General features: G+C 71.4%; 21 protein-coding genes. 14 read left to right on the forward strand and 7 right to left on the reverse strand.

The features are described 5' to 3' along the window. Positions 1-27: 27 nt before the first annotated feature. From AC2IPW_RS10165 to pcaH, 7 genes are all read right to left on the reverse strand, one after another. The gene (locus AC2IPW_RS10165) at positions 28-807 is read right to left on the reverse strand and encodes an ABC transporter permease (RefSeq protein ID WP_486376805.1); all 780 of its coding nucleotides are present in this window, start codon (positions 805-807) and stop codon (positions 28-30) included. Continuing rightward, positions 804-1,538: an ABC transporter ATP-binding protein gene (locus tag AC2IPW_RS10170; RefSeq protein ID WP_486376806.1), complete on the reverse strand. Its 735-nt coding sequence runs from the start codon at positions 1,536-1,538 to the stop codon at positions 804-806. Before AC2IPW_RS10170 ends, AC2IPW_RS10165 begins: the two co-directional genes overlap by 4 nt. Further along, complete coding sequence (locus tag AC2IPW_RS10175) at positions 1,535-2,113, reverse strand: TetR/AcrR family transcriptional regulator (RefSeq protein WP_486376807.1); 579 nt, start codon at positions 2,111-2,113, stop codon at positions 1,535-1,537. The genes AC2IPW_RS10170 and AC2IPW_RS10175 overlap by 4 nt, the downstream gene beginning before the upstream one ends. Positions 2,114-2,169: 56 nt before the next feature. Beyond that, entirely contained in the window at positions 2,170-3,222 is a 1,053-nt protein-coding gene (locus AC2IPW_RS10180; RefSeq protein WP_486376808.1) for an ABC transporter permease, read from the reverse strand. 39 nt (positions 3,223-3,261) lie between these two features. Continuing rightward, the gene (locus AC2IPW_RS10185) at positions 3,262-4,500 is read right to left on the reverse strand and encodes a cation:proton antiporter (protein ID WP_140189121.1); all 1,239 of its coding nucleotides are present in this window, start codon (positions 4,498-4,500) and stop codon (positions 3,262-3,264) included. 106 nt (positions 4,501-4,606) lie between these two features. Further along, positions 4,607-5,272 carry a protocatechuate 3,4-dioxygenase subunit alpha gene (gene pcaG / locus AC2IPW_RS10190; RefSeq protein ID WP_289381720.1) on the reverse strand — a complete coding sequence of 222 codons (666 nt, stop codon included), beginning with the start codon at positions 5,270-5,272 and terminating at the stop codon, positions 4,607-4,609. Next, a complete protein-coding gene (pcaH, locus tag AC2IPW_RS10195) occupies positions 5,269-6,021 on the reverse strand; it encodes a protocatechuate 3,4-dioxygenase subunit beta (RefSeq protein WP_003939037.1) in 753 nt (250 codons plus the stop codon). Before pcaH ends, pcaG begins: the two co-directional genes overlap by 4 nt. A gap of 113 nt (positions 6,022-6,134) precedes the next feature. Here pcaH and AC2IPW_RS10200 point away from each other — a divergent pair, with 113 nt between their 5' ends. The 14 genes from AC2IPW_RS10200 (at position 6,135) to AC2IPW_RS10265 (ending at position 23,042) form a co-directional block, all read left to right on the forward strand. Continuing rightward, the gene (locus tag AC2IPW_RS10200; protein ID WP_486376809.1) at positions 6,135-7,082 is read left to right on the forward strand and encodes a LysR substrate-binding domain-containing protein; all 948 of its coding nucleotides are present in this window, start codon (positions 6,135-6,137) and stop codon (positions 7,080-7,082) included. A 19-nt stretch (positions 7,083-7,101) separates the two neighbouring features. Further along, positions 7,102-7,539 carry an OsmC family protein gene (locus AC2IPW_RS10205; RefSeq protein ID WP_003939035.1) on the forward strand — a complete coding sequence of 146 codons (438 nt, stop codon included), beginning with the start codon at positions 7,102-7,104 and terminating at the stop codon, positions 7,537-7,539. Positions 7,540-7,565: 26 nt separating this feature from the next. Further along, the gene (locus tag AC2IPW_RS10210) at positions 7,566-8,492 is read left to right on the forward strand and encodes an SMP-30/gluconolactonase/LRE family protein (protein ID WP_289381475.1); all 927 of its coding nucleotides are present in this window, start codon (positions 7,566-7,568) and stop codon (positions 8,490-8,492) included. Then, entirely contained in the window at positions 8,489-8,779 is a 291-nt protein-coding gene (locus AC2IPW_RS10215) for an acylphosphatase (protein WP_289381478.1), read from the forward strand. Before AC2IPW_RS10210 ends, AC2IPW_RS10215 begins: the two co-directional genes overlap by 4 nt. 25 nt (positions 8,780-8,804) lie before the next feature. Next, positions 8,805-12,440: a chromosome segregation protein SMC gene (gene smc / locus AC2IPW_RS10220; protein WP_486376810.1), complete on the forward strand. Its 3,636-nt coding sequence runs from the start codon at positions 8,805-8,807 to the stop codon at positions 12,438-12,440. Then, positions 12,437-14,002: a signal recognition particle-docking protein FtsY gene (gene ftsY / locus AC2IPW_RS10225; RefSeq protein WP_486376811.1), complete on the forward strand. Its 1,566-nt coding sequence runs from the start codon at positions 12,437-12,439 to the stop codon at positions 14,000-14,002. Before smc ends, ftsY begins: the two co-directional genes overlap by 4 nt. Positions 14,003-14,466: 464 nt before the next feature. Continuing rightward, positions 14,467-15,774 carry an ammonium transporter gene (locus AC2IPW_RS10230; RefSeq protein ID WP_003939030.1) on the forward strand — a complete coding sequence of 436 codons (1,308 nt, stop codon included), beginning with the start codon at positions 14,467-14,469 and terminating at the stop codon, positions 15,772-15,774. Positions 15,775-15,817: 43 nt separating this feature from the next. Continuing rightward, positions 15,818-16,156, forward strand: coding sequence for a P-II family nitrogen regulator (locus AC2IPW_RS10235; protein ID WP_003939029.1), 339 nt, complete (start codon positions 15,818-15,820; stop codon positions 16,154-16,156). After that, positions 16,146-18,659, forward strand: coding sequence for a [protein-PII] uridylyltransferase (locus tag AC2IPW_RS10240; protein ID WP_486376812.1), 2,514 nt, complete (start codon positions 16,146-16,148; stop codon positions 18,657-18,659). The genes AC2IPW_RS10235 and AC2IPW_RS10240 overlap by 11 nt, the downstream gene beginning before the upstream one ends. Before the next feature lie 102 nt (positions 18,660-18,761). Further along, the gene (ffh, locus tag AC2IPW_RS10245) at positions 18,762-20,339 is read left to right on the forward strand and encodes a signal recognition particle protein (RefSeq protein ID WP_486376813.1); all 1,578 of its coding nucleotides are present in this window, start codon (positions 18,762-18,764) and stop codon (positions 20,337-20,339) included. 6 nt (positions 20,340-20,345) lie between these two features. Then, positions 20,346-21,440, forward strand: a complete 1,095-nt coding sequence (locus tag AC2IPW_RS10250) for an amidohydrolase family protein (RefSeq protein WP_486376814.1) — start codon at positions 20,346-20,348, stop codon at positions 21,438-21,440. Further along, entirely contained in the window at positions 21,437-22,183 is a 747-nt protein-coding gene (locus tag AC2IPW_RS10255; RefSeq protein ID WP_486376815.1) for a CPBP family intramembrane glutamic endopeptidase, read from the forward strand. Before AC2IPW_RS10250 ends, AC2IPW_RS10255 begins: the two co-directional genes overlap by 4 nt. A 176-nt stretch (positions 22,184-22,359) precedes the next feature. After that, positions 22,360-22,800, forward strand: coding sequence for a 30S ribosomal protein S16 (gene rpsP / locus AC2IPW_RS10260; protein WP_003939024.1), 441 nt, complete (start codon positions 22,360-22,362; stop codon positions 22,798-22,800). Continuing rightward, positions 22,800-23,042 carry an RNA-binding protein gene (locus tag AC2IPW_RS10265; protein WP_003939023.1) on the forward strand — a complete coding sequence of 81 codons (243 nt, stop codon included), beginning with the start codon at positions 22,800-22,802 and terminating at the stop codon, positions 23,040-23,042. The genes rpsP and AC2IPW_RS10265 overlap by 1 nt, the downstream gene beginning before the upstream one ends. Positions 23,043-23,044 lie beyond the last annotated feature (2 nt).

The raw sequence follows: 23,044 nt of genomic DNA on the forward strand, positions 1-23,044 counted from the left end.
ATCGAAGGGGCTTCGGTCCCTCTGGAGTCACTGATGCACGAGGCTGAGCCGGCGCCACGACCACAGGGTCAGCCCCGCCGAGACGACAGGAACGGTGAGTGCGAGTGCGAGCTGCGGAGCGTTCACGGAACCGGCTTGCGGTCCCGCCGCCCACAGACCCGGAGCGGAGAACGGGAACCAGCCGCCGGCTCCGGTCATGACCGCCATCTGGGCGGCAATCACCACGGCGATGATCGCCCCGATCGCGGGCAGGTATCCCCGTGCCAGGGTGGCGACCCAGGCGCAGGGAAAGGCGAGCCCCGCGGTGAGCAGGGCTACGGCGAGGAATTTGCCGACGAGCGCAGCCGTCCCTGGGTCGAGGGGATCGTCGTCGACGAACGTTCCCGCGACCGCAAGCGCGGCGCCCGTCGCGACGCTGACGGCGACGGACCAGGTCAGCAGGATCAGCAGTTTCGCTGCAGCGACGGCCGAGCGGGAGACCGGGGCGGCCCACAACCCGCTGATCGCCCCGTCGGTGAACTCGCGGCCGAAGACCCAGCCGACGACTACACCGAACCCGAGAAGCCCGCCCACCGAGACGATGGTGTCGGCTGCGGCGAACAGCCCCGCACGGCCTCCGTCCCCGACGATCGCCTGCGCCTTTCCCGCCATCGCGGCGTCGGCACCGTGCACGGATCGCAGAGTCAGCACGCACATGGCCACCACCCCCGTCGTGAGAAGGACGGTGGTGACCCATACGGGACGTGCCCGCCGGAACTTGGCCCATTCCACCGCCAGCGCGGCCCGGACCTGCTCGGACGTGGTCATCGGCGCGCCTCGCTGTCGCGGTACACGAGGTCGAAGAACTGCCGCTCGAGATCGATACCGCGGGGGTCGAGGGCACCGACGGTGCGCCCCTCGTTCACGACTGTGATGCGGTCGGCCACGCGGGCGACCTCGTCGAGGTGGTGACTCGACACCAGCGTCGCCGTGCCGCGCTCCCGGCTGCGCTGCAGTAGCGTGCGCAACAGCATGATCCCGGCCGGATCCAGCGCATTGGTCGGCTCGTCCAGGATCAGCACATCCGGGTCCGCGATCAGCGCCGCAGCCAGCCCCAGTCGCTGCCGGTTGCCGAGGGACAGTTTCCGGGCACTGGTCCGTGCCCACCGGGTCAGGACGAGTTCCTCGATCCACCGGTCGGCCGCGGCGGTGGCGCCCGCCGCGGACAGGCCGGCGAGACGCCCCGCGATGCGCAGGTTCTGCGTGACGGTCAGTTCGGGGTAGAGAAGCGGTGTTTCGACGAGGTGCCCGACTCCCGTCCAGTGCCGAGCCGGCATCGATGCCGGTGCCAGGCCTCGGACGCGCACGATTCCGTCGTCGGGCTCGATCATGCCGAGGAACAGGCGCATCAAGGTCGTCTTGCCCGCCCCGTTGAGGCCCACGAAGGCGTGCACCTCGCCCGCGCGTACCTCGGTGGAGACGTTCTCGAGTACGGCCGTGGAGCCGTAGCGTGTGCACACGTTGCGGCACTCGAGCACGACGTCGCCCACCGCGGTCATGACGTCTCCCGCGACTGACGCGAAGGACGGGCCTGCGGTGCGAGCTGGTGCAGGGCCGACACAATTCGGTTGCCGAGAGTCCCGTCGCCGGTCTCTGCCCAGTCCGTCAGCGCCGCCATGAGGGCGCCCATGCAGGCCCCGGCGGCGACGGCGGCGTCGAGTCGTCGGGTGCCCGGTTCGGCGAGCGCGGCAGCGACGGCCTCCTGGGTGCGCAGCGTGTTCTCCCACATCCGCGCGCGCAGCCGGGGGTGCGCCGCGACGATTCTCAGGCGGGTGCGCACGTCCCCGAGGTCGCTCTCGGGAATCTGCGCCCAGGCGTCGAGGACCCCCCGGCACGCCCGTTCCAGCGGGCTCCGGTCCGCCGATTGCGCGGCCACGGCCTCCGCGATGACCGGGTCGTAGGGGTCGTCGAGCAGGACCGCGTCCTTGGACGGAAAGTGCCGGAAGAACGTCATGTGCGACACCCCGGCGGCGGCGGCGATCCGGTCCACGGTGACGGCGTCGTAGCCGTCCTCGGTGAACAGTTGCACCGCCGTCGCCTGGATGCGCTGACGGGTTCGCGCAGACTTGGACACCGCGTAATGTTATCGACTAACATTTCGGGGGGCAAGGAGATTCCACCGCGGGTGAGTCATGCGCTCAGGAGGTCGCGGCGCCGGAACGCGGCCAGCCCGGCCGCCGTGACGAGCGCGGCAAGAGCGACGAGAGCGACGAAGGAACCCGCGGCGAACGGTTCGAGCGGCATCTGCCGTACATGGTTCAGCGGGGAGAAGGCGCCGGCGCTGTCGGGCAGATTCAGGATCGGTCCGAAACTGCCCACCAGGTAGCCGCAGACGACCAGCACCCAGACCAGATCGAAGGCGCGAGGGACGAGACCGAACAGCGCCGCTGCGATCGCCGCGATGCCGAGCACGGCGGGAACGTAGCCGACATGCGCCCATACCGACGCGGGCGCCCGGGTCGGCTCGCCGGTGGACGCCGCGGCCCCCAGCCCGGTCCCCAAGCCGGCGAGTGCGAGGAGCGCCACCACGCCCACGGCGGTCACGGACAGCCCCGATGCCATCCATCCGGCGCGGCTCGTGGCGGTCGCCAAGACGGGCTCGATCCGGCCCGACTGCTCCTCGCTCCGCAAGCGACGGACCGACAGGATCGCGAAGCAGGAGGGGAGGAAGGCCATCGTGTACCCGGTCAGGCCCAGGAAGCCGTCGACGAGATTCGCGGTCGAACCACCCATGAGAACAAGAATGTCCTCGGGCAGGTTCGCGAAGCTCTCGGCGATCGAGCCGGTCAGGGAGCCGTAGAACAATCCCGTCAGTGCCAGGCCCGTGCCCCACCCGGCGATACTTCCGCGCTGCAACCGAAGCGCCAGCGCGAACGGGGTCGCCAGCGCCGGTGCCGCCTCGTCCCGGCCCGGCCGCGGGGGCACCAGTCCGGCGCCGAGGTCGCGACGGTCGACGACACGGTACGCGGCCGCTGCGGCGACCGCCGCGAACCCGAACGACAGGGCCAGCGGGCCCCACCGCGGATCGACGAATGCTCGCGTCTGCTGGGACCAGGCGATGGGGGACAGCCAGGACACCGCGCTGCCGTGCCGCTCCAGGACGTCGCCGACGCCCCGCACGACGAAGGCCGTTCCCAGTGCCGCTGCGGCCAGTCCTGTGGCGGTGCGCGTGTGTTCGCACACCTGGCACACCACGGCGGTGAGTGCGGCGAAGAGGAGCGCCTACGGCGAGCCCTGCACGCGCGCGTTGTCGAGCATGCGCATCACGCGCGTCGCGCTGACCCCGTGTATCAGGACGGAGAGGACGACGGTGAAGGCGACGGCCGCCCACAACTCCTGCTCCTGCGCGAGGTCGAATTCCGCCGCCGCGTACGCCAGGTAGTAGACGGAGCCGATGCCGCGTACGCCGAAGAAAGCCGTGACGCGACGTTCTCGGGCGTCCAGCTCGTCGCAGCCCAGGAGCGAGAGCCAGCCGACCACGGGCCGGATCACCAGGACCAGGGCGGCCCCGACGAGAACCGAACCCCACGACAACTCGGCGAGCAGACCGGTGGTGAGGCCGGCCCCCAGCAGGAGCAGGACGGCGAGCGTGAGGACGTGCTCGAGCTGCTCGATGAGGCTGTGCATCTCCGCGTGGTACTCGTGTGCGCGTTCGATGCGCCGCATGGCGACCGCGCACACGAAGACGGCGAGGAAGCCGTAGCCGCCGACCAGTTCGGCGATTCCGTACACCGCGAAGGTGGCCGCGAGCGCGACGATCGGTTCACCCCGGTCCGCGAGCCGGACGTGTTCGACCGGGAAATGGAACACCGCCCGGCCGACGAGATGACCCGCCACCGCTCCCACCACGGCGCCCACGACGATCTTGCCGAGCAGCTCCCACAGGACCCAGGAGACGATCCAGTCCTCGATCGGTCCCTTGGTGTACAGGAAGAGCGCGAGGTAGACGAACGGAAACGCCAACGCGTCGTTGAGGCCGGCCTCGGAAGTGAGCGCGAAGCGCACCTCGTCGTCCTCGCGATGAGAACCCTCCCCGGAGGTGGGTCCCTCGACCTGCACGTCGGACGCGAGGACGGGATCGGTGGGGGCGAGGGCCGCCCCGAGCAGCACGGCGGCCGCGGGGGTGAGGGCCGCGGCCCACCAGCCGAGCACCGCGACGGCCGCGATGCCGAGGGGCATCGCGATCAACAGCAGCCGCCGGGTGGACTTCCACGACCGCCACCCGAGGGGACGGTCGATCGCGAGGCCGACGCCCATGAGCGCGACGATCACGCAGACCTCGCTGAGGTACTCCGCCACGGCCGGATGCCAGCCGGGAGTGACGGCTTCGACGTTGTCGAATACCAGCCCGAGCAACGCGCCGGCTACCAGCACGATCATCGGTGCCGAGATCGCCCGGTTGTCGAAGAGCCGCGGCACTGTGACGGCGAAGAGCAACGCAAGTCCGGCGGAAACGTAGATGATCGCGGTGTCCAGTGCCGTGGCCTTCGTTCGCTGCGACGTGGTCGGACCAGGGATGCCCACGCGACCCCCACCCGAAACGCGCGATCACGCCCTCGGCACCCGGTCAGATGTCGAAGAACACGGTCTCGAGCCCGCCTGCCGGGGTGTCCTGCAGGTACACGTCGAAGGTGTAGACGACCCGGCCGTCGCGTTCGGAGCGCTTCGCGACCAACGTGTCGCGGCGGGTCTCCCACTCGATCCCGTTCAGGACGGGATCGGCGGCGTTGGCGTCGGCCTCGTCGTCGAAGTAGACCCGGGTGTGCAGGCCGAGGTTGATGCCCCGGGCGAAGAGCACCATGAGGATGTGCGGGGCCTGGGTTCCGCCGTTGCTCGCCGGCACCGGTCCCGGCTTGATCGTCTCGAAGGTGTAGACGCCGGTGTCGAAGTCCCCGCCCGTGCGGCCCCAGCCGCGGAACGTCGGATCGAGCTCCCTGCCCTGGGTGTCGCCGTCCGGGGTGTCGCCGGGGTGGGCGTACCTGCCTGCGGCGTTGGCCTGCCAGATCTCGATCAGCACGTCGCGCACGGGGGTGCCGGTGCCGTCGAAGACCCGGCCTTCGAGGGTGATGTGCTCGCCCTTCGTCTCCGGGGTGGTGAGGACGTTGCCGAAGTTGTTGTCGAAGATGTCGAACCCGGCCTGCTGCGGCGCGAGCCCGATGTGTACGTACGGGCCGCCGGTCTGCGAGGGGGTCTCCGGGTGGCGCGTGACCATGCTGTGCGGGGAAAGGCTCATCGGGGGGCTCCGGGAAGGGTGACGTTGTCGAAGAAGGTGGCGCGGCGGCCGCGCAGGGTGAGGTCGAAGCGGTAGGTCCGCGCATCGAACGGGGCGTTGTTCGCCGGATCCTCCTGCGCGATCAGGCTGCGCAACTGGTCCAGGGTGGGAACGGTCTTCGCGATGGGGCAGCGCTCGATGAGCGGGTCGCCTTCGAAGTACATCTGGGTGATCAGGCGCTGTGCCCAGCCGGTGCCGTGGATCGAGAAGTGGATGTGCGCGGGCCGCCACGCGTTGGTGCTGTTGGCCCACGGGTACGGTCCGGGCTTGATGGTGCGGAAGAAGTAGTAGCCGTTGTCGTCGGTGATCATGCGGCCGCAGCCGCCGAAGTTCGGGTCGATCGGCGCGAGGTAGCGGTCCTTCTTGTGGCGGTAGCGGCCCCCCGCATTGGCCTGCCAGGCCTCGACCAGGGCGCCCTTCACCGGGTTGCCGAACTCGTCGCGGACGTAGCCGTGCACGATCAGCCGTTCACCGATCGGCAGGCCGTCCCTGGCGAAGTTGAGGATCAGGTCGTTGTCCTTCTCGCCCAGCTCGCGCGGGTCGAACACCGGTCCGGTCGTTTCGGAGAGCGTGTTGCGCGGCGCGATGAGCGCATTGCGCGGGGAACGCAATACCGAGGTGCGGTACCCGGGGGTCAGGGCGGGCGGGTGCTGGGTGTGGTCGCGTTCGACGAACTCGCCGGACGCGGCGCCGGGGGCGGCGATGATCATGAGCGGTACTCCTGGGAACTGTCGCACTGCGACGGACGGGATGTGCATCACGCTATGGGTGAGCGATAGTCATGTAAATTGACGATTTCGGCGACTTTGCATAACTTTTGGTGATGCAAAGTGACGTCGTGCCACCGGGCGACCGGGCATCGCGGCTTGTCGATCGCATCCGGCTACGTCACCTGACGTGCTTCGTTGCCGTCGCCCGGGAAGGCAACCTCGGGCGGGCGGCGGCCCGGCTGCATCTGAGCCAGCCGGCGGTCACCAAGACGCTCAACGAACTCGAAGCCCTCTCCGGCGCGCGCCTGGTGGACCGGGGACGGCACGGCGCCCGGCTCACGCCCGCGGGAGAGGAATTCCTGAGTCGTGCCGTCGAGGTCACCGACGCGCTGGCATCCGCCGCGGGTGTGCTGGCCGGAACGGGACAGCCGGCCGTCGCCCCGGTGCGGGTCGGCGCCCTGCCCACCGTTGCGAGCACCCTGCTGCCCGGCGCGGTCACGCGGCTGCGGCACCGGCGTCCGCATGTCGGCGTGCAGATCCGGACGGCCCCGAACACCGCCCTGCTGGGCGCGGTGCGCGCCGGTGAGCTGGACTTCGTCCTCGGCCGGACGGCCGACCCGGAGACGATGCGAGGGCTCTCGTTCGAGCTGCTGTACGCCGAGTCGCTGGCCCTCGTCGTGCGCCCGGATCATCCGCTGGCCGGGGGGCCGGTGTCCGTGCCGTCGGTGCTGAACCACCCCCTCGTCGTCGCCACCGCCGGGACGGTGCCGCGGCACCACACCGAGGGTTTCCTCGCCCGGCACGGCCTGCGGCTGCCGGCCGGCACCGTCGAGACCCTCGACGTGTCGGTCGCGCGGGGGCTGGTCCGCGCCGGTGACGCGGTGTGGCTGACCCCCGAGCGGGTGCCTCAGGGCGACCTCGACGACGGCACGCTCGTGCGGCTGCCGGTGCCCACGCCCGGCACCGCCGAACCCGTCGGGCTGCTGCGCCGCACCAGCACCGACACGCCCGTCGCCGCCGAGGAGCTCATCGCGATCCTGCGCGAACTGGCCGTCGGGTGATCATGGCAGGATCTCCCGCATGGCCGAACAGACTTCCGACACCCCGACGACCGAGCTGTGGGTCGAACGCACCGGCACCCGCCGCTACACCGGGCGCAGCTCCCGCGGTGCCGAGGTCCTGATCGGATCGGAGACCGTCGAGGGTGTCTTCACTCCCGGAGAACTGCTGAAGATCGCGCTGGCAGCCTGCTCGGGGATGAGCTCGGACTTCCCGCTCTCGCGCCGCCTCGGCGACGACTACGACGCCACGATCCGGGTCTCCGGCGCCGCGGACCGGGAGAACGAGGTATACCCCCACCTCGTCGAGGAGATGATGCTGGACTTGAGCGAGCTGGACGAGGAGGCGCAGCGGCGCCTCGTCGCGCTCGTCGAGCGATCCGTCGACAAGGTGTGCACCGTCGGCCGTACCCTCGAGGCCGGCACCGAGGTGACGCTGAACATCGTTCCGGACGCGTGAGCGGCGGACATCGGCAGGGAGGGCGGATGAAGCGGACAGCGACCGGACTCGCGCTCGCCGGCGCACTCCTGGCGGGCGTAGCGCCGGCGGCGGCCGCACCCGCCGCGGCGGACTGCACGCCCTGGCGGGTGGACGTCGTCGCGTCCGGGCTCGGCATCCTGGAGAATCTCGCCTTCGACGGTCGGGGCCGCCTGCTGGTCTCGGCGTCCACCCCGGCAGGCGGCGGGTCGCTGTCGAGCCTCACCCCCGACGGGCGGACCGATACCGTGGTGGCCGAAGTCCCGGCGCCCGGCGGCATCGTCGTCGACGAGGGCACCGCGTTCTTCACGACAGGCAACGGCACCGTCTCCGGGCTGCTCGGCCGCACCGACGGCACCCTGGAGGCCGTCGACCTCGACACCGGGGACCGGCGCACCGTCGCGGCGGGCCTGACCATGCCCAACGGCCTCGTCCGTCTCCCCGGCGGCGACTTCCTCGTCAGCCGGAATCTGGGCAGCCCCCCGGGCCTGACACGGGTCCCGGTCGACGGCCGCGCTCCGCGGACGCTCCGCACGGATCTCGGATCCGTCAACGGACTCGCGGTCGACGGCGAAACCGTGTATGCGGCTACGACATTCGATCCGACCACCCGGATTCATGCGCTCGACGCCGACGATCTCGACGGCCCCGTCCGGACTCTGGACCCGTCCGGGCCCGGCCCCCTCGAAACCGCTGACGACCTCGACGTGGGCCCCGACGGCGCGCTGTACGTCCCGCTCAACGTCGCCGGCCGGATCCTGCGCGTCGACCCGGTGACCGGCGCCGGCTGCACGATCGCCACCGGGGTGCCCTTCGTCTCCGCCGTCGCGTTCGGTGACGGTCCCGGCTGGGACCCGGAGGTCCTCTACACCACCGGATTCGACGGCTCCGTCCACGCCGTGCGTCCGGTTCGCGGTTCCGGGGAGGCGTCGTGACGCAGTCGTCGCCGGATGCGGTCCGGCTCACCGCCTGGGTGCACGGGTATGTCCAAGGTGTGGGATTCCGCTGGTGGACGCGCTCGCGCGCCCTCGAACTCGGTGTCGTCGGTCACGCCACCAACCATCCCGACGGACGCGTGCTCGTCATCGCCGAGGGGCGCCGCGACGCCCTCGAACGCCTGCTCGCCGCGCTGCGCTCGGGGGAGACCCCGGGCACGGTGCGGCTGGTGGTGGAGAGCTGGGAGCCGGCGCGCGGCGACCTGACCGGCTTCGTCGAGCGGTGACGGCCCGCCGGTAAGGTTCTCGCACATGTATTTGAAGGGTCTGACGCTCAAGGGCTTCAAGTCTTTCGCGTCCGCGACGACTCTGCGGTTCGAACCTGGCATCACGTGTGTCGTGGGGCCGAACGGCTCCGGCAAGTCCAACGTCGTCGACGCCCTCACCTGGGTGATGGGCGAGCAGGGCGCCAAGGCGCTGCGCGGCGGCAAGATGCAGGACGTCATCTTCGCCGGCACCGCCGGCCGGCAACCCCTGGGCCGGGCCGAGGTCACCCTCACCATCGACAACTCGGACGGCGCACTGCCCATCGAGTACTCCGAGGTGTCCATCACCCGGCGGATGTTCCGCGACGGCGCGGGGGAATACGAGATCAACGGGAACTCGTGCCGGTTGATGGACGTGCAGGAACTGCTGTCCGACTCCGGCATCGGCCGGGAGATGCACGTCATCGTCGGTCAGGGCCGCCTGTCCGCCATCCTCGAGTCCCGGCCGGAGGACCGCCGTGCCTTCATCGAGGAGGCGGCCGGAGTCCTCAAGCATCGCAAACGCAAGGAGAAGGCGGTCCGCAAGCTCGACGCGATGCAGGCCAACCTCGCTCGCCTGACCGACCTCACCGCCGAGCTGCGCCGCCAGCTCAAACCGCTCGGCCGTCAAGCCGAGGTGGCGCGCCGCGCCCAGACCATCCAGGCCGACCTGCGCGACGCCCGCCTGCGGCTCGCCGCCGACGATCTCGTGACCCGGCGCGCCGAATTTGCCGATCAGGACGAGCAGGAACGCGTCCTGCGCGAACGACTCGACCACGTCGCCGCCGAACTGGACGACGCCGGCGCCGAACTCGCGCGCCACGAGGAGGCGGTCGCTCGGCTCACCCCCGGCGCCGAGGCCGCGTCGCAGACCTGGTTCCGCCTGTCCGCGCTCGCCGAACGCCTCGGTGCCACCGTGCGCATCGCCCAGGAACGCGCCCGCCACCTCGACACCGCCCCGGCAACCCGCGACGGCCAGGACCCGGACGAGATGGAGGCTCGCGCCGACCGGATCGCCCAAGAGGAGGCCGAACTCCTCGAAGCCGTCGAGATCGCCCACGGCACCCTCGAAGCCGCAAAGGAGCAGCTCGCCGTCCAGGAGGAGGCCGCCGCGGCCGCCGAGCGGGCGCACCTGGCGGCCGTGCGGGCCGTCGCCGACCGGCGGGAGGGACTCGCCCGCCTGGCCGGCCAGGTCGAGACCGTGCGCACGCGTGCCGAGTCCATCGACGCCGAGGTCACCCGGCTGACCGTCGCCATCGAGGAGGCCCGGCTGCGGGGTGTCGCCGCCCAGGCCGAGTTCGAGACGGCCCAGGCCCGCATCGACGACCTCGACGCCGGCGAGATCGACGCCGACGCCCAGCACGAACGCGCCCTCGAGGCGCTGCGGCTCGCCGACGCGCGGGTGAAGGAACTGCAGGACGCCGAGCGCGCGGCCGGCAAGGAGGTCGCCTCCCTCGGGGCGCGCATCGAAGCACTGTCGATGGGCCTCGAACGCAAGGACGGCGCCGCCTGGCTCCTCGAGCACCGCCCCGACCTCGGACTGGCGGGACCCCTCGCGGAACGCGTCCGCATCGAGACCGGATACGAGGTCGCCGTCGCAGCGGCGATGGGCCCGGCCGCCGATGCGCTCGCCGCGGACTCCGTCCCGGCGGCCGCCGCGGCCGTCGCCGCGCTGGTGGACGCCGACCAGGGCCGGGTCGCGTTCGTCGCCGGTGGCATCACCGCGCCGGCCGAGCCGGCAGGACTGCCGGACGGGACGCGCTGGGTGCGGGACGTGATCGACTGCCCCCCGGAACTGCGCGGCGGACTCGACGCGCTGCTGGCGCGCACCGTCGTCGTGGACGACCTGCCCTCCGCGCTCGAACTGTGCCACGTGCGCCCCGACCTGCGGGCCGTGACCCGCAGCGGTGATCTCGCGGGCTCCGGCTGGGTCGTCGGCGGATCCGGGCGTGCCCCGAGCACGCTCGAGGTGCAGGCCGCGATCGACGCGTCCCGCACCGGCCTCGACCGTGCGGTGCGGCGTTCCGAGGAGCTCTCGGCGGCACTCGCCGGCGCCCTGGCCGAGCAGGCGGCGCGTGCCGAGGTGGCCGAACAGACCCTCGCCGCCCTCAACGAATCCGACGCCGCGATGTCCGCGGTGTACGAGCAACTCGGCCGGCTCGGGCAGGCCGCGCGCGCCGCCCACGCCGAGTCCGAGCGGCTCGCCGCGCAGCGCACCCGCGCCGAGACGGAACGGGACACGGCCCGCCGCGAGGTCGTCGAACTCGAGGAGCGGCTGCGGCTGGCCGAACAGGAACAGAGCGACGACGGCGCCGACCCGGGCACGGACGCGACGGCCGTCGACCGGGAGGTTGCCGCGGCCGCCCTCGCCGAGGTCCGCGCGGTGGAGATGGAGGCGAGGCTTGCGGCCCGCACCGCGGAGGAACGCGCCCAGGCGTTGCGTGGCAAGGCGGACTCGCTGCGCCGCGCCGCCCAGGCCGAACGGGAGGCGCGGGCGCGGGCGGAGCGGGCGCAGCGGGCCCGCAAGCAGGCCGCGACCGTCGCCGCGGCGGTGGCCGAGTCCGGGGCCCGGGTCGCCGCCCACCTGGACGAGGTGATCGCCGCCGCATCGGACCACCGCGACGAGCTGACCCGTCAGCGCGCCGAGCGCGCCGAACAACTCGACCGGGTCAAGGAACGGGTACGCGACCTCGGTGCGCAGCGGGAGCAGCTCACCGACGCCGTGCACCGGGACGAGGTCGCCCGCGCGCAGGCGGCACTGCGGATCGAGCAGCTCGAGCAGGCCGTCGTCGAACAGTTCGCCGTTGCGCCCGACGACCTGGTCGCCGAGTACGGCCCCGACGTGCCGCTGCCGCCCAGCGAACTCGAGATCGCGGAGTACGAGCAGGCGCGCGAGCGCGGCGAGCAGGTCGTCGCGCCGCAGCCGCTGCCGTACGACCGTGCCACCCAGGAGCGGCGCGCCAAGCGCGCGGAGAAGGACCTGACGACCCTCGGCAAGGTCAACCCGTTGGCCCTCGAGGAGTTCGCCGCCCTCGAGGAGCGGTACAACTTTCTCGCCACGCAGCTCGAGGACGTCAAGAACGCCCGCAAGGACCTGCTCGGCGTGGTCGCCGACGTCGACGCCCGCATCCTGCAGGTGTTCACCGAGGCGTATGCGGACGTCGAGCGCGAGTTCGAGCAGGTCTTCGCCAAGCTCTTCCCCGGCGGCGAAGGCCGCCTCGTGCTGACGGATCCGTCGGACATGCTCACCACCGGGATCGAGGTGGAGGCCCGGCCACCGGGCAAGAAGGTCAAGCGCCTGTCGCTGCTCTCCGGGGGCGAGAAGTCGCTGACCGCGGTGGCGATGCTCGTGGCGATCTTCCGGGCCCGGCCCTCGCCGTTCTACGTGATGGACGAGGTGGAGGCCGCCCTCGACGACACGAACCTGCGCCGGCTGATCGGATTGTTCGAGCAACTGCGGGAGAAGTCCCAGCTCATCGTCATCACCCACCAGAAGCCGACGATGGAGATCGCCGACGCCCTGTACGGAGTCAGCATGCGCGGTGACGGCATCACCCGCGTCATCTCCCAGCGGATGCGCGGTCAGGATCTTTCTCGCCCAGAGCTGAACGCCTCCGCCGCGCCTGACAGTATGGGGGCGTGAGTACCGGAGCCTGGATAGCCATCGCGGCGGCGCTTGCCGTCCTCCTCGTCGCGCTCGTCGTCGGCTTGACGCTGTACCGGAGACGGCAGGTGTCGCTGACGGCGCGGCAGACGCCGCAGCTCGAAACCACCGAGCAGAAGGACCGATCCGGCGGCTACAAGGCCGCGGGCGGATTCAGCTTCAGTCAGGGTGCGACCGCGACGGCGCCCCCGCAGCCGGTCGAGCGGCCGGCTCCGGCACCTCCGGTGGTCCCGGAACCGCCGGCGTCCCCCAAACCGCCGGTTGCGCCGGAATCGACGGTGATGCCGGAACCGAAGGTCGTGCCGCTCCCGGAGGAGGTGTCGGAAGCTCCGGCGCCGACGGTCGAGCCCGAGCAGGCTCCCGAAGCCGGCGCCGCGCCCACCGTCGAACCGACTCCCCGGCTCGAGCCCGTGCCGGGCGTCGAGCCGCAGACCGCGCCGGCACCGTCCGAGGTCGTCCCGCCGGTCGAGGAAGCCGCACCGGTCGAGGAGGCCGCGCCGGCGCCCGCCGCCGAACCCGAGGTGGTCGCCCCGCCGGCCGCCGAACCCGAGGTGGTCGCCCCGCCGACCGTCGAACCCGAGGTCGCGCCGGTCCCGCAGGTGCCCCCGATCGAGGAGATCGCCCCGACCGAGGGCCGGCTCGACCGTCTGCGGGGTCGTCTCGCCCGGTCGCAGTCGGCCGTCGGCAAGAGCCTGCTCGGTCTGCTCGGCGGTGGCGACCTCGACGAGGACTCGTGGGAGGAGATCGAGGACACCCTGCTGATCGCCGACCTCGGCGCCGCGACCACCACGCAGATCGTCGAGCGGTTGCGCGTGCAGATGGCCGCCCGCAGCGTGCGCACCGAGGCCGAGGCCAGAGCCGTCCTGCGGGACGTGCTGGTCGAGGCGCTGCACCCGGAGCTGGATCGGTCGATCCGGGCCCTGCCGCACCAGGATCACCCGGCGGTGCTGCTGGTCGTCGGGGTCAACGGCACCGGGAAGACCACCACCACCGGCAAGCTCGCCCGGGTCCTCGTCGCCGACGGCCGCCGCGTCCTGCTGGGCGCCGCCGACACCTTCCGCGCGGCCGCCGCCGACCAGTTGCAGACGTGGGCCGAGCGGGTCGGGGCCGAGGTCGTGCGCGGCAAGGAGGGGGCCGACCCGGCCGCGATCGCCTTCGACGCCGTCGCCCGGGGCACCGATCAGGGCGTGGACGCCGTGCTCGTCGACACCGCCGGCCGCCTGCACACCAAGACCGGTCTGATGGACGAGCTCGGCAAGGTCAAGAGGGTCGTGGAGAAGAAGGCCGCGGTCGACGAGGTTCTGCTGGTGCTCGACGCGACGATCGGGCAGAACGGCCTGATGCAGGCACGCGTGTTCGCCGAGGTCGTCGACATCACCGGTGTGGTGTTGACCAAGCTGGACGGCACCGCCAAGGGCGGAATCGTGTTCCAGGTTCAGCACGAACTCGGGGTCCCGGTGAAGCTCGTCGGCCTCGGGGAGGGCGCGGACGATCTCGCGCCGTTCGAGCCGGGTGCGTTCGTCGACGCCCTGCTGGGCTGACGCTCCCGCACCCCACCGCCACCTCGCGACCGAACCGGCCACCCGGCCTCCGACCGGGTGGCCGGTTTTTGTCACGGAAAGATAACAAATTGTCACTCGGTTCCCGTCCGCCACTCGGGTTCGGTAGAAACAGGTGCCGGACGGATCCCGCGGGAGCGGGTGGCGACGGGGAAGCAGCGACGGGAAGCTCCTGCGGGAGTTCGCCGCGCTGGCCACTCGGTCCCGCCGGATCCGTTCGGCCCGAGTTCCGCGTCGATCCGCAGTCGTTGTTTCCCGCGAGCACTCCCGCAGCACTCGTGGGCCGGCCCACGGCGTCCGCCGGCGCGCGCGACGAAACAGGAACGAAACACATGTCCGATTTGCGTTCACTGCGCTGAAACAGCGCGGCGCTCCCACCGAAACATCACCACAGCATTCTTCTCTCGACGACGCGCTGACCGGCGCGGCCAACAGGGAGGTTGCAAGTGGAGGAAGTGGTGAACACCGGCGACGCGGCATGGATGCTGATATCGGCGTCCCTGGTGCTGTTGATGACGCCCGGTCTGGCGTTCTTCTACGGTGGCATGTCGCGCACGAAGGCCGTCCTGAACATGATGATGATGTCCTTCGGGGCGATGGCGGTCATCGCGGTGATCTACGTCCTGTGGGGCTGGTCGATGTCCTACGGCACCGAGGACATCGGGGGCATCTTCGCCAACCCCTTCCAGATGTTCGGTCTGCAGGGCGCCATCTACGACGACGCCGGTGAGTTCCTGCCCGGTCTCGGCGACTATCCGCAGATCATCGACATCGGCTTCCAGGTCACGTTCGCGGTCGTCACCACCGCCTTGATCAGCGGTGCCCTGGCCGAGCGCGTGAAGTTCGGCACCTGGCTGGTCTTCGCCGGCGTCTGGGTCACCGTCGCGTACTTCCCCCTCGCCCACATGGTGTGGGGCGGTGGCCTGCTCTCCGGCTCCGCGGACAGCATCGCCGCCAAGATCTTCGGCACCTCCGACGACGGTGAAGGCGGGCTCGTCGCGACCGTCGCGCCCATCGACTTCGCCGGTGGCACCGTCGTGCACATCAACGCCGGCATCGCCGCGTTCGTCCTGGCGCTGATCATCGGCAAGCGCACCGGGTTCGGCCGCACCGCCTTCCGCCCGCACAACCTGCCGTTCGTCATGCTCGGCGCGGCACTGCTGTGGTTCGGGTGGTTCGGGTTCAACGCCGGTTCCGCGTTCGCCGCCGACGGTGTGGCCGGCCTGGCCTGGGTCAACACCACCACGGCCGCCGCCGCCGCGATCCTCGGCTGGCTGCTCGCCGAACGCATCCGCGACGGCAAGGGCACCAGCCTGGGTGCCGCCTCGGGTGCGGTCGCCGGCCTGGTCGCCATCACCCCGGCCGCCGGTGCGCTCAGCCCGGTGGGGTCCATCGTGCTCGGAGCGACCGCCGGCGTCCTGTCCGCCCTGGCGGTCGGCCTGAAGTACCGGTTCGGGTACGACGACTCGCTCGACGTCGTCGGTGTGCACCTCGTCGCGGGCCTGTGGGGCACCGTCGCGATCGGTTTCCTCGGCACCGAGACGGGCCTGTTCTACGGCGGCGACTACAAGCAGCTCGTGATCCAGATCGTCATCGCAGTATTTGCCCTGGTCTACACCGGCATCGTCACCGCGATCGTCGCCTTCGCGCTCAAGCCGCTCGGCTGGCGGGTGTCGGAGGAGGAAGAGGCACGCGGCATCGACGAGGCCGAGCATGCGGAGTCGGCATACGACTTCGCGGCCGCCCTCAAGTGATAAGAAGACAGCAGGGCACTGGAGACTGGGAAGGGATGAGGATATGAAGCTGATCACGGCAATTGTCAAGCCGTTCACCCTCGAGGACGTCAAGGCAGGCCTCGAGCAGGCGGGTGTGCTCGGCATGACCGTCAGCGAGGTGCAGGGATACGGTCGCCAGAAGGGCCACACCGAGGTCTACCGCGGAGCCGAGTACTCCGTCGACTTCGTCCCCAAGGTCCGCGTCGAGGTCGTCGTCGACGACGCCACCGTCGACAAGGTCGTCGAGACCATCGTCGAGGCATCCCGCACCGGCAAGATCGGCGACGGCAAGGTATGGGTCACCCCGGTCGAAACGGTGGTCCGGGTGCGCACCGGCGAACGAGGTACCGATGCACTCTGACCCCAACGGGTCCGGAACTCGCGGCCCTGGTCCCGCTGCCTCCGCAGCGGGATCGGGGCCGCCGGTGTCTGCGGGGCCGACCGGAGCCGGCACCGCCGCCACCGACCTCGCCCTGGCCCGAACCCAGCTGCTCTCCGGTGGTGTCCGTCATCGCCGGCTCGACGCCCCGGCCCTGCGCCACGCCCTCGTCGACCTCCACGACTTCTGGCTCGTCACCAAGGGCGCCGAACTCGGCATCCAACCCGACTGCGGCTTCGCCGTCGTCGCCGTCGGCGGCCTCGGCCGCCGCGAGATGCTGCCCTGCTCCGACCTGGACCTGGTCCTCCTGCACGACGACATGGATCCCGCGGTCGTGTCCCGGATCGCCGATCGGCTGTGGTACCCCCTCTGGGATGCCCACATCAAGCTCGACCACAGCGTCCGGACCGTCCCGCAGGCACTGCAGGTGGCCGCTTCCGACCTGACCGCCGCGCTCGGCATGCTCGAAGCTCGTCACATCGCCGGCGACCCCGAACTGAGCAACCTGCTGATCGGCGGCGTGCGGCGGCAGTGGCGCACCGGCATCCGCAGCCGGTTCGACGAACTCATCGCGCTGACCGAGGCCCGGTGGGAGCGCAGCGGGCAGATCGCGCACCGGGCCGAACCCGACCTCAAGAGCGGCCGCGGTGGGCTGCGGGACGTGCAACTGCTCAACGCCCTGTCCGTCGCGCAGCTCACCGACGGAATGCCGGGCCTCGGACCCGACGTTCCCGGCGGCGGGCTCGCGGCGGCGCACCGCCGCCTGCTCGACGTGCGCACCGAGCTGCACCGCGTCGCCGGCCGGCCCCGGGACCAGCTCCGCGCCCAGGACGCGGACGAGATCGGCGCCGCCCTGCGTATCGGCGACCGGTTCGACCTGGCACGCGTGCTCACCGAGGCCGCGCGGACCGTGAGCTACTCGGTGGAGGTCGGGGTACGCACGGCCGGGAACGCGCTGCCCCGCAAGGGCCTGTCCCGGTTGCGGCGCGTCCCCGTCCGCCGTCCCCTCGACGAGGGCGTCGTGGAGCACGGTGGGGAGGTGGCACTGGCCCGCGACGCGAATCCCCGCAAGGACCCCGGTCTGATCACGCGGGTCGCGGCGGCGGCGGCGCAGCACGACCTCCCGATCTCCGCGTCCACTCTCGGCCGGCTGGCCGACAACGCCCCGGAACTGCGCGAACCATGGCCGCGCACCGCACTGAACGACCTGCTCGTGCTGCTCGGTTCGGGCACCCGCGCGATCGACCCCATCGAGGCGCTCGACCGGACGGGACTGTGGGGCCGGTTGCTGCCCGAGTGGGGAGCGGTGCGGGATCTGCCCCCGCGCGACGCCGTGCACATCTGGACGGTGGACCGGCACCTGGTGGAGACCGCGGTGCAGGCCGGCGGCCTGACCACCCGCGTCGCGCGCCCCGATCTGCTGGTGCTCGGGGCGTTGCTGCACGACATCGGCAAGGGCCGCGGCGGCGACCACAGCGTCGTCGGAGCCGAGCTCGCCACGCGGATCGGACGCCGGATGGGGCTGTGGCCCTCCGACGTCGCCGTGCTGTCCGCGATGGTCCGTCACCATCTGCTGCTTCCGCAGACCGCGACCCGCCGCGATCTCGACGACCCCGCCACGGTGGAGTCCGTCGTCGAGGCCATCGACGGCGACCCGGTGCTGCTCGAGCTGCTGCACGCCCTCGCCGAGGCGGACTCGCTCGCGACGGGGCCGGGCGTATGGGGCGACTGGAAGGCGGCGCTCATCCGGGAACTGGTCCGGCGCTGCCGGCTGGTGATGGCGGGGGAGGAGCTGCCGCACCCCGACCCGATCGATCCGCAGCTCGCCGAGCGGGCGGAACAGGGCGGTACCCACGTCGACCTGCAACCCGGCGAGAACCCGCACGCCTACACCGTGACGGTCGTCGCGCCCGACGAGCCGGGTCTGCTGTCCGACGCCGCCGGAGTGCTGGCGCTGCACGGCCTGCGCGTGCTGTCCGCCTCGGTGGGCAGCCACGCCGGCAGCGCGGTCAACAGCTTCGCCGTCGCCCCGCTGTTCGGGTCGCCACCGGCGGCGGGCCTGCTGCGGCAGGAACTCGTCCGGGCCCGGTCCGGGGACCTGGATCTGCTCGCCGCACTCGACGCGAAGGAGCAGGCCGCCCGCGAGGCGCAGCTGCCCGAACGACCGGAGCGGGCCGTGCCGGGCACCTACGCGCAGGCACCGCCGCACCTGATCTGGATCGACGCTCCGGAGCAGGGGCAGGCGATCCTCGAACTGCGCGCCGAGGACCGGCTCGGCATGCTGTGCCGGCTCGCGGACGCGTTCGAACGGTGCGGTGCCGACGTGCGCTGGGCCCGGGTCGCCACCCTCGGACGCACCGTCGTGGACTCGTTCTGCATCGATTTCGCAGGCTCCGACACCCGGGAGAACCGGGAGCGGATCGAGCGGGCCGTGCTGGCCGTGGTGCCTGCGCCGGAACCGAAGAAACCCGAGGACAACCGCTGAGTGCGGGACGGGCGCTCGTGCACGTGCGAGAACTCGTGCCGCGAACGGCTACCCTGGAACGCAGAACTGTCCGCATCTTCGCCAGACCCAGGAGCGCATTCGGTGTTCGAATCCCTTTCCGACAGGTTGACCGGAGCCCTCAAGGACCTGCGCGGCAAGGGGCGCCTCTCCGACGCCGACATCGACGCGACCGCCCGGGAGATCCGCCTGGCGCTGCTCGAGGCCGACGTCGCACTGCCCGTGGTGCGCTCGTTCATCGCCAAGATCAAGGAACGCGCCAAGGGCGCCGAGGTGCACGGCGCGCTCAACCCCGCCCAGCAGGTCGTCAAGATCGTCAACGAGGAACTCGTCGGGATCCTCGGCGGTGAGACCCGTCGGCTGCAGTTCGCCAAGACCCCGCCCACGGTGATCATGCTCGCCGGTCTGCAGGGTTCCGGTAAGACCACCCTCGCCGGCAAGCTCGCCAAGTGGCTCAAGGACCAGGGGCACACCCCGCTGCTCGTCGCCTGCGACCTGCAGCGACCCGGTGCGGTCACCCAGCTGCAGATCGTCGGCGAGCGCGCCGGCGCGACGGTGTTCGCCCCGCACCCCGGCACCTCGATCGGCGGAGGCGAGAACCCGCTCGGCATCACCGCCGCCGACCCGGTGAACGTCGCCCGCGACGGCGTCGCGGAGGCCCGCGCCAAGCACTACGACGTCGTCGTCGTCGACACCGCCGGCCGCCTCGGCATCGACGAGGAGCTGATGGCCCAGGCCGCCGGCATCCGCGACGCCGTGCAGCCCGACGAGACGCTGTTCGTGCTCGACGCCATGATCGGCCAGGACGCCGTGAGCACCGCCGAGGCGTTCCGCGCCGGCGTGGGCTTCACCGGCGTGGTGCTCACCAAGCTCGACGGCGACGCCCGCGGCGGTGCCGCCCTCAGCGTCCGCGAGCTGACCGGCCAGCCGATCCTGTTCGCGTCGACCGGTGAGAAGCTCGAGGATTTCGACGTCTTCCACCCCGAGCGCATGGCCAGCCGCATCCTCGGCATGGGCGACGTGCTCACCCTCATCGAGCAGGCCGAGCAGGTCTTCGACGCGCAGCAGGCCGAGGCCACCGCCGCGAAGATCGGTTCCGGTGAGCTCACCCTCGAGGACTTCCTCGACCAGATGATGGCCGTGCGGAAGATGGGTCCGATCGCGAACCTGCTCGGCATGCTGCCGGGTGCGGGCCAGATGAAGGATGCTCTCGCGAACGTCGACGAGAAGCAGCTCGACCGCATCCAGGCGATCATCCGCGGCATGACCCCGGCGGAACGCGCCAACCCGAAGATCATCAACGCCTCCCGGCGGCTGCGCATCGCCAACGGCTCCGGCGTCAAGGTCTCCGACGTCAACCAGCTCGTCGACCGGTTCTTCGAGGCCCGCAAGATGATGGCCGCGATGGCCGGGCGGATGGGAATGCCCGGATCCCGCAAGCCGCAGCGCGCGAAGAAGGGCAAGAAGGGCAAGAAGGGCGGCCGCGGGCCGACCCCGCCGAAGATCAAGGGCGGGTTCCCCGGCGGCATGCCCGGCATGCCCGGCATGGGGGGCATGCCCGCCGGGTTCCCGGATCTGTCGAAGATGCCGAAGGGCCTCGACGAGCTGCCGCCCGGTCTCGAGAACTTCGACCTCTCGCAGCTGAAGTTGCCGAAGAAGTAGACCGCCGTGGCGTTCACCCTGCGCGGACGGTCCCTGCCGGACGGCGAACCGATCGAGCTGTGGATCGACGACGAGGGCACGTTCGCCGCCGAGCCGATCCCCGGGGCCGAACTGCTCGCCGCCGACGGCTGGATCCTGCCCGGTCTCGTCGACGCCCACTGCCACGTCGGGATCCGCTTCGGTGGCGGCGCGGAGGACGCGGGCGGACTGGTCGCGCAGGCCGTCACCGAACGTGACGCCGGGGTGCTGTTGCTGCGCGACGCGGGATCGCCGGTCGACACCCGGCATCTCGACGAGCGGGCCGACCTGCCGCGGATCGTGCGCGCGGGACGGCACATCGCCGCGCCCAAGCGCTACATCCGCGGCCTGCCCGTCGATCTCGAAGACGAATCGCAACTGCCGGACGAAGTGGTACGGCAGGCCCGTGCCGGTGACGGCTGGGTCAAGCTCGTCGGTGACTGGATCGACCGCGACACCGGCGATCTCGCTCCGCTGTGGTCGGACGAGATCCTCGTCGAGGCGATCGCCGCGGCCCACCGGGAGGGGGCGCGCGTGACCGCGCACGTGTTCGGGGAGGACGCACTGCCCGGCCTGCTCGCCGCCGGGATCGACTGTGTCGAACACGGCACGGGACTGACCGACGACACCATCGCCGCCATGGCCGCGCAGGGCACCGCCCTCGTGCCGACGCTGGTCAACATCGACAACTTCCCGGAGATCGCCGACTCGGCCACCCGCTTCCCGGCCTATGCGGCGCACATGCGGGACCTGCACGCCCGCGTCGCGGACACCGTCGGCGCCGCCCGCGACGCCGGAATCCCGATCTACGCCGGCACCGACGCCGGCGGCTCGGTGCGGCACGGTCGCATCGCCGACGAGGTCGCCGCCCTCGGGAAGGCGGGGCTGACCCCGACCGAGGCGCTTGGCGCCGCCAGCTGGGCGGCCCGCACCTGGCTGGGGTACCCGAGCCTCCAGCCGGGCACGTCGGCGGACCTCACGGTGTACGCACAGGACCCGCGCAGCGGCCCGGACGTGCTGGCCCGGCCCGATCTGGTGATGCTCCGGGGTGCCGTCGTCACCCGTCGTGCCGCCTGCGCATGACCGCCCCCGAACCACCCGACCCGGACACCGCTGCGGCTCCCGCACGGCCCGCCCCGTCCCGGCCCGCGCACCGATGGGGCATTCCCGCCGCGCTGGTGGTGCTGGCCGTCAACCTCGTCGGGTTCACGCTGGGACCGGTCCTGGCCGGGGAGGGCTTCGTCGCCGAGACGTACGTGCTGGCCATCATGGCCCCCACCCTGCTCGCCGGAGCGGCGGCCCTCGCGTTCAGCGTGTGGCGTGGGTGCGGGCCCGTCGCCGACTTCGGACTGCCGCGGTCGTGGCCCGAGTTCCGCGACCAGCTCGGGATCGGCCTGCTCGGCGGGGGGATCGCGCTGCTCGGCGCGTTGATCCTGGCAGCGATCCTCGTCGTCGCCCTGGGAATCGACGCGGCCGATTCCCCGTTCACGGCGCTGGTCGGGTTGCCCGTGGGATGGAAACTGCTGCTCGTGGCCTGGGTGTGGTTCGGCGCTCCCCTCGGCGAGGAACTGATGTTCCGCGGCATGCTGTGGGGGGCGCTCGAACGCCGGCCCGACCGGTGGTGGGGACGCCCGATCGGCGTCCTGACGATCACCACGGTCGTGTTCGCCATGTGGCATCAGGAATGGTGGCGGCTGCCGGTGCTGCTGTGGGGCGGCGCGGCGATGGGGTTCGCGCGGCTGCGCAGCCGGTCGGTGTTCTCGTCCTGGGTGGCGCATTCGCTCAACAACACCCTGCCCGCGTTGGGCCTGCTGCTGCTGCTCTGACCTGTCGTTTTCGTCCCACCGGGCGGATCTGGCAGAATGGTCCGCTGTCGTCGCATCCGGTTACGTACCGCGCGGCGGTCACAGGATAGAGGCAAAACCGGGCGTGCCAGAAGGGCGCGTCGTCCGAATTGCACGTGACAGGCGTATTTCGCATGCGCCGAAGGAGATTCGCAGCAGTGGCTGTCAAGATCAAGCTCACCCGTCTCGGCAAGATCCGCAACCCGCAGTACCGCATCGTGGTTGCCGACTCGCGCACCCGCCGCAACGGCCGCGCCATCGAGACCATCGGCAAGTACCACCCGAAGGAAGAGCCCTCGCTGATCGAGATCGACTCGGAGCGGGCGCAGTACTGGCTCGGCGTCGGTGCGCAGCCGACCGAGCCGGTCGAGAACCTCCTCAAGATCACCGGCGACTGGCAGAAGTTCAAGGGCCTGCCCGGCACCGAGGGCACCCTGCGCAAGGCCGAGCCCAAGCCGTCCAAGCTCGAGCTGTTCCAGGCTGCCCTCGCGCAGGCCGAGAACGAGCCGGCTGCCGAGGCCATCACGCCCAAGAAGAAGAAGGCCGCCAAGGAAGACGCCGCGGAGGAGTCCTCCGAGTCCACCGAGGCTGCCGAGTAATGAGCGCCGTTGTCGCCGATGCCGTCGAGCATCTCGTCCGTGGGATCGTCGCCAACCCCGACGACGTGCGCGTCGAGCTGATCACGGGCCGTCGGGGGCGCACCGTCGAGGTGCACGTGCACCCCGACGATCTCGGCAAGGTCATCGGTCGCGGTGGCCGCACCGCGACCGCCCTGCGGACCCTCGTCTCCGGCATCGGAGGCCGCGGGATCCGCGTCGACGTTGTCGACACCGACCAGTAGGC

This window comes from Rhodococcus sp. NS-SX18, from assembly GCF_057367935.1.